The 10,969-nt window shown below is 42.4% G+C and carries 11 protein-coding genes and 1 riboswitch; of the genes, 8 read left to right on the forward strand and 3 right to left on the reverse strand.

Annotated elements, in window-relative coordinates:
• The 3 genes from CTN07_RS13900 to cysQ are packed head-to-tail and all read left to right on the forward strand — an operon-like array spanning nt 1 to nt 2,192.
• Complete coding sequence (locus tag CTN07_RS13900) at nt 1-762, forward strand: type II secretion system protein N (RefSeq protein ID WP_005301901.1); 762 nt, start codon at nt 1-3, stop codon at nt 760-762.
• A 45-nt stretch (nt 763-807) separates the two neighbouring features.
• The gene (gene nudE / locus CTN07_RS13905; protein WP_036764557.1) at nt 808-1,368 is read left to right on the forward strand and encodes an ADP compounds hydrolase NudE; all 561 of its coding nucleotides are present in this window, start codon (nt 808-810) and stop codon (nt 1,366-1,368) included.
• The gene (gene cysQ / locus CTN07_RS13910) at nt 1,368-2,192 is read left to right on the forward strand and encodes a 3'(2'),5'-bisphosphate nucleotidase CysQ (RefSeq protein ID WP_005301898.1); all 825 of its coding nucleotides are present in this window, start codon (nt 1,368-1,370) and stop codon (nt 2,190-2,192) included. The genes nudE and cysQ overlap by 1 nt, the downstream gene beginning before the upstream one ends.
• A gap of 97 nt (nt 2,193-2,289) precedes the next feature.
• On the opposite strand, the gene sthA is transcribed toward cysQ, so the two are convergent.
• Nucleotides 2,290-3,705 (reverse strand): Si-specific NAD(P)(+) transhydrogenase, encoded by a 1,416-nt coding sequence (gene sthA, locus CTN07_RS13915; protein WP_005301894.1) that lies wholly within the window; start codon nt 3,703-3,705, stop codon nt 2,290-2,292.
• Between the two features lie 308 nt (nt 3,706-4,013).
• Between sthA and fabR the strand changes: the two genes are divergently transcribed.
• Both fabR and CTN07_RS13925 read left to right on the forward strand, forming a co-directional pair.
• Nucleotides 4,014-4,646 (forward strand): HTH-type transcriptional repressor FabR, encoded by a 633-nt coding sequence (gene fabR / locus CTN07_RS13920; RefSeq protein WP_005301890.1) that lies wholly within the window; start codon nt 4,014-4,016, stop codon nt 4,644-4,646.
• Nucleotides 4,647-4,669: 23 nt separating this feature from the next.
• Entirely contained in the window at nt 4,670-5,050 is a 381-nt protein-coding gene (locus CTN07_RS13925) for a YijD family membrane protein (protein ID WP_036765178.1), read from the forward strand.
• Nucleotides 5,051-5,118: 68 nt separating this feature from the next.
• On the opposite strand, the gene trmA is transcribed toward CTN07_RS13925, so the two are convergent.
• Nucleotides 5,119-6,225 (reverse strand): tRNA (uridine(54)-C5)-methyltransferase TrmA, encoded by a 1,107-nt coding sequence (gene trmA, locus CTN07_RS13930; protein ID WP_005301885.1) that lies wholly within the window; start codon nt 6,223-6,225, stop codon nt 5,119-5,121.
• 148 nt (nt 6,226-6,373) lie between these two features.
• Nucleotides 6,374-6,593, forward strand: a riboswitch (cobalamin riboswitch).
• Nucleotides 6,594-6,611: 18 nt separating this feature from the next.
• Between trmA and CTN07_RS13935 the strand changes: the two genes are divergently transcribed.
• Genes CTN07_RS13935 through murI form a run of 3 tightly spaced genes read left to right on the forward strand, consistent with a single transcriptional unit; the run spans nt 6,612 to nt 10,043 of the window.
• Complete coding sequence (locus tag CTN07_RS13935) at nt 6,612-8,441, forward strand: TonB-dependent receptor domain-containing protein (protein WP_005301882.1); 1,830 nt, start codon at nt 6,612-6,614, stop codon at nt 8,439-8,441.
• Between the two features lie 51 nt (nt 8,442-8,492).
• Nucleotides 8,493-9,164 (forward strand): Dph6-related ATP pyrophosphatase, encoded by a 672-nt coding sequence (locus tag CTN07_RS13940; protein WP_036765177.1) that lies wholly within the window; start codon nt 8,493-8,495, stop codon nt 9,162-9,164.
• Nucleotides 9,165-9,221: 57 nt separating this feature from the next.
• A complete protein-coding gene (gene murI, locus CTN07_RS13945) occupies nt 9,222-10,043 on the forward strand; it encodes a glutamate racemase (RefSeq protein WP_005301876.1) in 822 nt (273 codons plus the stop codon).
• Here murI and CTN07_RS13950 read toward each other — a convergent pair.
• Nucleotides 10,012-10,464: an RNA recognition motif domain-containing protein gene (locus CTN07_RS13950; protein WP_036764554.1), complete on the reverse strand. Its 453-nt coding sequence runs from the start codon at nt 10,462-10,464 to the stop codon at nt 10,012-10,014. The genes murI and CTN07_RS13950 overlap by 32 nt on opposite strands.
• Nucleotides 10,465-10,969 lie beyond the last annotated feature (505 nt).

Genomic DNA, 10,969 nt, shown 5'->3' on the forward strand with positions numbered 1-10,969 from the left:
GTGAAATTTAAATTAGCCCTAGGCGCATCATTTGGTGCCGTTTTTATTGCCAGTGCGATTGCTCATATTCCGGCAAGTTGGGTCTGGCAGCAAGCGCCTGCGGTACCAGGATTAACGGTAACGGGGATTTCAGGGACTGTATGGCAAGGCCGTGCCGATAAAGTCAGTTGGCAGCAGCAATCTTTTGGTCAGGTGTATTGGGACGTAAATGTACTCGATCTTTTAACTGCCAAAGTCAGTGCCGATGTTCGTTTCGGTCAAGGTAGTGATATGGCGCTGCGAGGCCGAGGTGAAGTGGGATATACGCTATCTGGTGGTCCTTATGCTAAACAGTTAATGGTCTCATTACCTGCACAACAAGCCTTAAATTACGCTAAGTTGCCCATTCCTCTAACCGCAACTGGGCATTTAGAGCTAGCATTACAAGAGTATCAATTTGCGGTACCGTACTGTAAAAGTTTAACTGGGACGCTGACTTGGAGTCAGCCTAAAGTCGGAACTCCAATGGGAGATCTGGCGTTAGGACAAGCTAAAGCGGATCTGCGTTGCGTTAAAGGTAATCTTCAAGCCAGCGTTAAACAGAGTTCTGCCGATGTAAGTAGTGAGTGGAGTGCCACTTTGGATCAACGCCAGAATTATCAAGTATCAGGTTGGTTTAAACCGGGAGCTAACTTCCCAACCGCATTAGGTTCTCAGCTGAAATGGCTTGGCAATCCCGATAGCAAAGGGCAGTATAGAATTAATCAGCAAGGTCGCTTATAACTAAGCTCTTTTGCTCGCAGTACATGAACACAGTAGAGAATGAGTATGGCAAAAAATACGAAACCAGAAATTCTATCAAGCCAAGTGGTAGCAAAATCTCGATTGTTTACCGTTGAGTCGCTGGATCTTAAATTCAGTAATGGTGAAGAGCGAACGTATGAGCGTATGCAGCCAAGTGGGCGCGAAGCTGTACTCATTGTTCCTGTGACAGCTCAAGGTGATCTACTGTTAATTCGTGAATATTCAGCGGGTACTGAGCGCTATGAATTAGGCTTTCCCAAAGGATTGGTTGATTTAGGGGAAAGTGCTTTATCAGCGGCAAATCGTGAATTAAAAGAAGAGATCGGTTTTGGTGCTCATGTACTAACACCCTTAAAACAAGTTGTTCTGGCGCCTTCTTATTTTTCTAGCAAAATGACACTATTTGTTGCCGAAGATCTCTACCCTGAGCAATTGGTCGGAGATGAGCCTGAGCCATTGGAGATTGTTCGCTGGCCACTATCGCAAGCTGAAGAGTTAGTTCATCACGTTGATTTTGCTGAAGCTCGCAGTATTACCGCACTCTTTTTGGCCCTTCAATATTTAGCCGCAAAGGAGGAGCAGTAATGATGACGACTTTATTACCACAAGTGATTGATATTGCTAAAGCGTCTGGTCAACTGATTGCTGATATTTATCAACAAGGTCAGTTTGAGCAGATGATAAAGCAGGATGATACACCCGTCACCAGTGCTGATTTAGCGGCCCATCAATTAGTGGTTGAACGCCTGCAAGCATTAACACCAGACATTCCGGTATTATCTGAAGAAGATACTAAAGTTCCTTTGAGTATTCGTAGTCAATGGCCTCGTTATTGGCTAATCGACCCGCTTGATGGTACTCAAGAATTTATCGCAGGAAGTGGTGATTTTGCGACTATCATTGCATTGATTGAAAACCATCAACCCGTAATGGGAGTCGTATATGCTCCAATGTCACAAGTGACGTATTACGCTTCTCGTGGTCAAGGGGCATTTAAGCTATTACCGAATGGTGAGCCTCAGCAAATACAGACTCGCAAATTGTCAGTAGATACTCATTCACTCACTGTTGCGATCAGCCGTCGTCAGAAACAAGAAACGATTGTTGAACGCTTAGGTGCTCGTTATCAATTGGAGTTATTGCCATTAGGGTCTGCATCATTAAAAGCATGTCTTGTTGCTGAAGGTAAGGCCGACTGTTATTTACGCTTAGGTCCTACAGGGGAATGGGATACGGCTGCGACGCAATGTATTGTTGAAGAGGCGGGAGGATGTATAGTGAATACTCACATTGAACCGTTAACCTATAATTTGCGAGAGACACTAGAAAACCCCAACTTTATTACGCTTGGCGACACGCATTTGCCATGGTCTCAGATTCTTGTTCCTGATGATCGTATGCCTCAGTAACAAAAGCAGTAAACAATGAAGCCGATTAGCCTAAACCTAATCGGCTTTGTTTTTATTCTGTTTTGGCAATGATGAGTGCGATTATTAATGAACACCGCTAGAACAGGCGATTTAAACCATTTAGCGCTGCTACGCGATATGCTTCTGCCATTGTTGGATAGTTAAATGTAGTATTGGCAAAATATTCAATCGTATTGCCAGCCCCTTTTTGTTCCATGATCGCTTGTCCGATATGAATGATCTCTGCTGCTCGTTCACCAAAGCAATGGATCCCGAGGATCGCTTTGGTTTCACGATGAAATAGGATCTTAAGACTTCCCACCTCAGTTCCGGCTATTTGAGCACGTGCTAAATGTTTAAATTGAGAGCGACCCACTTCATATGGAATTTTCTCTGCAGTTAACTCTTGCTCTGTTTTTCCAACTGAGCTGATTTCTGGAATGGTATAAATTCCCGTCGGAATATCGGTGATCAGTTGGTTTTGAGCTTCACCTTTGGCAATAATTTGAGCCACAAAACGACCTTGATCATAAGCGGCACTGGCAAGGCTTGGATAACCAATTACATCGCCGACTGCGTAAATGTGGTCGGCTTCGGTTTGGTAAGTCTTATCGATATTCAATTGACCGCGAGAATTGGCCTTAAGTCCTATTGCTTCAAGGTTAAGAGTATCGGTATTCCCCGTTCGTCCATTGGCATAAAGGATACAGTCGGCTTGCATTTTCTTACCCGATTGCAAATGAACAATTACCCCATCGTTGTGACCGTCTATCGTTTCAAATAGCTCCCCATTGCGGATCATCGCACCGTGATTGGTTAAGTGGTAGGAGAGCGAGTCGGAGACTTCATTGTCGAGAAATTCCAACAGACGATCACGCGTATTTATCAGATCAACTTTTACGCCAAGCCCTCGGAAGATTGAAGCATATTCACATCCGATAACTCCTGCGCCATAAATAATAATATGGCGAGGATCATGTTGGAGCTGCAAAATGGAATCACTATCGTAGATTCGAGGATGGCTAAAATCGACATGTTCTGGATGATAAGGACGAGAACCTGTTGCGATAACAAACTTTTGTGCTTGATAGCGTTCTATACGGCCATCAGCTTGTGTCACCTGAACGGTATGACTATCGATAAATTGAGCTTGTCCGTAAATAAGATGACAATGGTTACGATCATAGAATCCTTGGCGCATGCGAGTTTGTTTGCTGACCACTTCTGCGGCATGACCGAGTATTTGACTAAAAGTACTGTGAAGAGTCATGTTATTTTTACAATACAGTGGGTTATGGTTGAACTCGATAATACGACTGACCGCATGACGCAGCGATTTAGAAGGAATGGTTCCCCAGTGTGTACAGCCACCGCCAACACTGGATTCTCGTTCAATGATGGCTACATTCAGTCCCGCTTTTGTTAAGCCCATAGCGGCACCTTCACCTCCAGGACCACTACCAATAACAATGACATCAAATTGATGATTAGGAGTTACTGCATTATCTATCATCGAACCATCCTTGGGTTTCTGTAGCATTATTGTTGCTGTAGTGTAACGTTTTATTTAGACTTAGCCTATTCTGCTGACTTGATAGTCAGCTTGAGATCACGTTGGCAGTAATAACAGAGTGAAATTGTTAAAATTCAATTATCTTCACAGTGTCTGACTTTGTGGATTGTTGATTCAATGTCATAATTTCATCCTTTGATTCAGTCTTTATCAGGATTACTATGATTCACTGTTAATGACTAGATTTTTAACTAGTGAATTAACACCATAGGTAATATTGGTACAGATCACAGAGATACAGAACATTCATGGGAATTAGGGCTCAACAAAAAGAAAAAACACGACGTGCATTGATCGATGCCGCTTTTGGTCAACTCAGTGCCGATCGTAGTTTCTCCAGTCTAAGTCTACGCGAAGTGGCTCGAGAGGCCGGTATTGCGCCTACCTCTTTTTATCGTCACTTTAAAGATATGGATGAGCTTGGCCTTACCATGGTTGATGAAGGTGGCTTAATTCTCCGTCAGTTAATGCGTCAAGCTCGTCAGCGAATTGCAACGGAAGGCAGTGTTATTCGAACCTCGGTAGAGACCTTTATGGAATTTATTGAGAGTAGTCCAAACGTCTTTCGCTTGTTATTGCGAGAGCGATCGGGCACATCTACCGCATTCCGTGCAGCGGTGGCGCGAGAGATCCAACATTTTGTTGCAGAACTGACGGAATACTTAGAGGCCAAAACCGGGGTAACTCACGAAGAGGCGTTTACTCAGGCAGAGGCATCAGTCACTTTGGTGTTTAGCTCAGGAGCTGAAGCACTGGATCTTGACAGTCACGCGCGTGCTGAGCATGCGGAGCGACTGATTATGCAATTACGTATGATTGCAAAGGGTGCCTATTGGTACCGCAAAGAGCGTGAGCGTCGTGAGCTCAGGCAGAAACTCTAACCCTCTAGTTGGTGATGATGGATATGGATAAGCAACAAATTAAAGCAGAGCGCAAAACACTGATTTTATCTTTGTTAGCGGGCTTATGTGGTAATGCGACATTGGCTGTTTTCTTTTCAAGCCATGTAGCTTTTTCGATTTTCCCAGTGATCGCATTTGGTATGGCAGTGTACTGTCTGTACCAAGAGTATTTACGTAAGCCTATGGTAGAAGGCACACCTGCAGTTGCAACGGCGTGTTTCTTTATTGGTGCTTTTGGTTACTCAGGTTTCCAACGCGCAATGACGCCAGAGATGGGCTCTAACTTTATTTCACTAATGATTGCATTGGTATTGCTGTTCTGGGTGACCTACAAGCTAGGCATCATGGAAGGTAAAAAGGAAGAGATCCAAGAGCAAAAGTAATGATTTGTTCTTAACTAAAAAAGGCGCTCAGTGAGCGCCTTTTTTGATCAATCTATTTCAGCTAACGTTTATTTACGCTCAAGAAATACGCCCGCTTCCATATGATGGGTATACGGGAACTGATCAAACAGTGCAAAGCGAGTGATACGGTGAGTTTCGCTTAAAATATCTAGGTTCTCTTTTAGTGTTTCTGGGTTACATGAGATGTACATAATACGCTCGTAACCTTGAACCATACGACAAGTCCCTTCATCCATACCAGATCGAGGTGGATCGACAAAGATCGTATTGCAGTTATAGCTCTGTAGATCGATGTTATTATCTTTTAAGCGGCGGAACTCACGACGACCTTCCATCGCTTCAGTAAATTCTTCTGCTGACATACGGATGATCTGAACATTATCGATGTTATTCACCGCAATATTATATTGAGCAGATTCGACCGAAGGTTTTGCTAATTCTGTTGCTAATACGCGTTCAAAATTTTGTGCTAAGGCCAAAGAGAAGTTACCGTTACCACAGTAAAGCTCTAATAAGTCACCTTGGCTGTCACGAGTACAATCTACTGCCCACTCCAACATCTTTTGGGCTACAGTTCCATTTGGTTGAGTAAAGCTATTTTCAACCTGCTTATAGGTTAATGTGCGATCAAACACATTTAGCTTTTCAATCACAAACTCTTGGTCTAGTACTTTCTTTTGCTTACGAGCACGACCAATAATATTTAACTTGAAGCCTTCATCGTTTAGTTGCTGTTTAAGCGCTTTAGCTAGAGTTTCCCACTCTTCATCAAGCTGGCGGTGATACAGCATTGATACTAAGATTTCACCACTTAGGGTAGAAAGAAAATCTACTTGGAATAGCTTGTGGCGTAGTGAACGATGAGGTTTTACCGCTTCAATCAATAGAGGCATTAAGTCATTGATTAAACGACTTGCTGCAGGGAATTGGTCTACACGATATTTTTCGCGAGTCTGCTGATTAAACATGATGTAATACAGATCTTCGCCTTCATGCCAAACTCGAAACTCTGCACGCATACGGTAATGCTCAGCAGGGGAGGCATATACCTCTAGCTCTGGGGTGTCGAAATCCGCAAAGATGTTTTGAATACGTTGTGCTTTTTCGTCCAACTGGTGCTGGTAATCCGCAGTATTAAAAACGCTGGATGCCATAGTAAGTGCCTCTACTGCTCAAAATAAGAGCGCAAGATTTTATTGGATTGAACACTGATGTCCAGTGCTGTGGATGATAAAAGTGTAGTTTACCTCGATTATTTCTATGCAATAACAAACAAGACTAGACAGATTTTGCTTCACTCTCTAGGATGCCTGTTGCGCTGGTTAACCTAATAGTTAGGTGAGGGAATATGGTGTAAATCCATAACTGACGCGCAGCGGTGATAGAGAACAAACGCAACAGGGACGCTGTTCCAGACACTGTTTTGCTCTAATTTATATTAGAAACAAGATGGGAAGTCGTTGCCTAGGCGGTGAATACCTTGCTCTTAAGTCCGAATACCAACCAGTGAATCACCCAACGCGACTTAAGGTAAACATAAATGAAAAAATCTTTTTTAGCAGTGTCAGTAGCGACGCTGTGCTCTTCCTTTGCACCGTTAGCTTTTGCTGCTGATGATGTCGATTCTAATGATGTTATGGTAGTAACGGCCAACCGCTTTGCTCAACCTTTAAAAACCGTTATTGCTCCTATCTCAGTTGTAACTAAAGAAGAAATTGATGCGATTCAGGCAAAATCAATGGCAGAAGTCTTGCGTTTGTTGCCTGGGGTTCAAGTGGTTTCTGGTGGCTTGGGGCAAAATACCGAAGTGTATGTTCGTGGTACTTCTAGTAAACACTTATTGGTGATGATCAATGGTGTCCGTATTGGTAGTGCGACATTAGGTAGTGCTGACTTTAGCCAGATCCCTCTTACCGGTATTGAACGTATTGAACTAATTCGTGGTTCTCGTGCAGCGCTATATGGTTCAGATGCGATTGGAGGAGTCTTAAATATCATTACCGCTTATCAACCAGGTGAGCAACAAGTACAGGCGACCGTTAGTGGCGGCAGTGAAGGTTATTATCAGGTTGGAGCTTCTGCTGCAGGACAGATTGGTACTGAAGGTTGGGGTAAGTTAGCGATTCGAACAGAAGGTAATGATGGTTTCTCAGCGCGCCAACTGCCTTATGAGCAAGATAAAGATGGCTTTACTAGTAAAAATGCTGTTGCTGAGCTAGGGCGTCATCTGGGTGATAATTGGAAAGTGAGCCTACAAGGATATTTCCACAAAGGTAAAAACAAATACGATGATGCGGACTTTTTTGGCAATAACAAACCAAATCCGAAAGCGGAGAATGAGCTTTATAACATTGCAGGTAAAGTAAATTATTCTACAGCTCAATACAGTAGTGAATTAACCCTTGCTCAAAACCAAGATAAAGCGAAAAATTACAATGACATTGAAGTTGGAAGTGAGATTAAAACTACCCGTCTTCTAGCAAACTGGCAAAACCACTATCAAGTGAATGAGAATTGGCAAATTGGTGGTGGAACAGAATGGCACCGCGATAAAGTTTCGAACAGTACTCAGCAATACAGCAAAGATCAACGCGACAATACAGCTTTCTATTTAACGTCTATCTATAAATTACAAGATTGGCAGTTTGAAGGCAGTGCTCGTACTGATGATAACCAAAGCTATGGTCGTCATAATACTTGGCAGTTAGGGTCATCTTATCAAATCACACCAGAAGTAAAGTCTTACGCAAGTGTAGGTACCGCTTTTAAAGCACCGACATTTAATGATCTGTATTGGCCTGCTAGTGGTAACCCTGATCTGCAACCGGAAGAGTCTACTAACTATGAGTTAGGGTTAAGTGGTCATCATCAATTGTTAGATTGGAGTGTTACAGCTTACCGCAATGATATTGACCAATTGATAGCTTGGGCTCCTAATGCAACGGGTATGTGGATTCCGCAAAATGTGGCCAAAGCTAAAATCAAAGGGGTTGAGCTTACAACTGGGTTTGCAACAGGCCCTATCTATCATGATATCAGTTATGACTATCTAGAGCCGGAAGACGCGGCAACAGGAAATCAATTAATCCGACGCTCTAAACATAATGCTAAGTGGCGTATGAGTTATTTGCTTGATGATTGGCAGTTTGATGTGAATACTATTTATCATGGTAGTAGTTATGAAGATGCGACCAATAAGCAAAAAATGGATGCATATACGCTGGTGGATCTAGCAGCAAGTTACTATATGACAGAGCACCTTACACTGCGTGGCCGTATTGGTAATCTGTTTGATGCAGATTATCAGACTCGTACAAGCTATAACACTCCAGAGCGTACTTATTACGCAACAGCAACGTATCAATTCTAATTACTTACCGGAGCCAGCCTTAACCACTGGCTCTGATCATTTTTATATATGATGAAAAAAATCAAAGTTATTATTAGTTGGTCTTCTGGGAAAGATTCTACCTTGGTGCTATGTCGTTTATTAGAAGATCCTCGGTATGAAGTCGTTGGGCTCTATACGACCTATGTTGGTGAAGAAGTCCCGTTCCAAGCCACACCATTATCTGTAGTGGAAAAACAAGCTCACTTGTTGAATTTGCCTTTAGTCTTAATTGCCTTGCCTGAAATTTTCCCACCCAATGAAATTTACCAACAAAGTGTAGTGGATGGATTAAAACAGAGTCAGATTGATTTTGATGCGGTGGCGTTTGGCGATATGTTTTGTAATGGTATTGCAGATTATCGACGTAGTTACATTGAACCTGTTGGTTGGCAGTGTGTTTTTCCTCTGTTGGGTGAAAGCAGTAGTAAATTGGCAACAGAGATTGTATCAAGAGGGATAAAGACCCGATTGATTACTGTCGATACTAGCCAATTAGACAGCCAGTACTGTGGTCAGTGGTATAACGATGAGCTAGTTAAGTCACTTCCTGATAGTGCCGATCCTTGTGGCGAGGATGGCGAATTTCATACCTTAGTTGTGGATGCGCCCTGTTTTGTTGAGCCACTACAACTTCATTGGCTCAATATTGAACGACAACCTCGTTTTCATTATTTGCGCTACCAGTTGGTTAATAATCGGTAAAGCTTTATAAAGAGAGATTCGATTTTTTCTCTGCACGCAGTATGATGTGCACTCTTGATGTTTATTGATATATGGTGTCGCGTGAAAAAGGTCGTAATTTTTGACTCTGGGGTTGGTGGGTTATCTGTCTATCAAGAGATCCGAGCGCGACTGCCTCAAGCGCAATATATCTATGCATTCGATAATGCGGCTTTTCCTTATGGAGAGCTACCACAACAAGTATTGATTGAGCGGGCTTGCCACATCATTACTAACTTGGTGGCCCGTCATCAAGCAGATCTGGTTGTTGTCGCTTGCAATACAGCAAGTACCATTGTCCTTCCTGCATTACGTCAGCAACTGACTATTCCTGTTGTTGGAGTAGTTCCTGCTATTAAACCTGCAGCTCAAGCTTCATTAAGTAAATCGATTGGTCTTTTAGCAACGCCTGCAACCGTAGAGCGACCTTATACTCATGATTTGGTCAAACAATTTGCTCAGGATTGCCAAGTTCTGATGTTAGGAACTACTCGTCTGGTGGAGATGGCAGAAGAAAAATTGCAAGGTGAGGTGGTTTCGCTTAATGAATTGACCCAAATCTTAGCACCATGGTTGGGTAAGGTAGATACCATAGTACTGGGCTGCACTCACTTTCCTCTTATGCGAGCTGAAATCCAGCAGGTATGTGGTGCGGGGGTAACAATTATTGATTCAGGCAAAGCGATAGCCAATCGAGTGGTATCGCTATTGCCTGAGAGTGCTACACAAGATGCAGCATTAGAAGAGATGGATAACTTGACTTACTGCAGTGCCAAACCGACTCGGTTAGATGCGCTGAATAAAAGTTTACAAGAAATGAAATTGGGTGCTATTCAGTGTCTGAATTATCCATATTTTTAGGTTCATTAGCTTCGCGAACTTTCAAAGTACGTTGACCGTATTCCTTATTATTGAGTTTATCGACGGCAAGTTCAGCTTCTTGGCTTGCCATAACAACAAAACCGAACCCTCTACGTTTACCTGTTCTTTTATCCTTCATTAAACGAACCGCAAAGACTTCGCCGTATTCAGAGAAAAGCTCCTTCACATCACTTTCATTGGCTCGATAGGGTAGGTTACCGACATAAAGTGTTTTGCTCGCGTTATTCAACGACGGTGCTGGTTGTACTTTACCCTCAAGCATAAAGAGAACCGTTAGACCTGAGATTATTGTCCCGATAGCAAACGCTAATGCTGCTGGTATGGCGATAGCATTAAAAATTAATGCGCCAATGACTGCAATAGCGATGATCGTTATGAGTATTTGATTTTTTAACTTCATAGAAAACTACATCGTCATATATTTATTAGAAAAGAATGCACTATTGGTTATTTTAACAACAGGGTCACAAGAATCTTACTTTTATTAAGATGTAATTGCTAGAAAAGGAGTGTGACCATACTCTAATGTTGTAAAAACACCCTTTATTCACACATTAGTTTAAATTATCAACAGACGGTAATTTTTTTCAAAAAAAGGCTTGTCAGATAAAACTTTCTCCCTATAATGCGACCTCACTGACACGGACAACGGCGCAAGCGGTTACCGAAAGTCAGTATTGTTCTTTAACAATTTGACCATGCAATCTGTGTGGGCACTCGTGAAATGATTTAGTCTAAAAGATTTAATCAATGAAACTGAGTGACCAAGTGATACGTAAGTATCAGCACAGTCAATTCATTCATCATTTATGATGAATTAACAGTATTCATTGAGCCGTATCGTTAGATACAACAAAACTTTAATTGAAGAGTTTGATCATGGCTCAGATTGAACGCTGGCGGCA

This window comes from Photobacterium damselae, from assembly GCF_003026815.1.
GTDB classification, from domain to species: domain Bacteria; phylum Pseudomonadota; class Gammaproteobacteria; order Enterobacterales; family Vibrionaceae; genus Photobacterium; species Photobacterium damselae.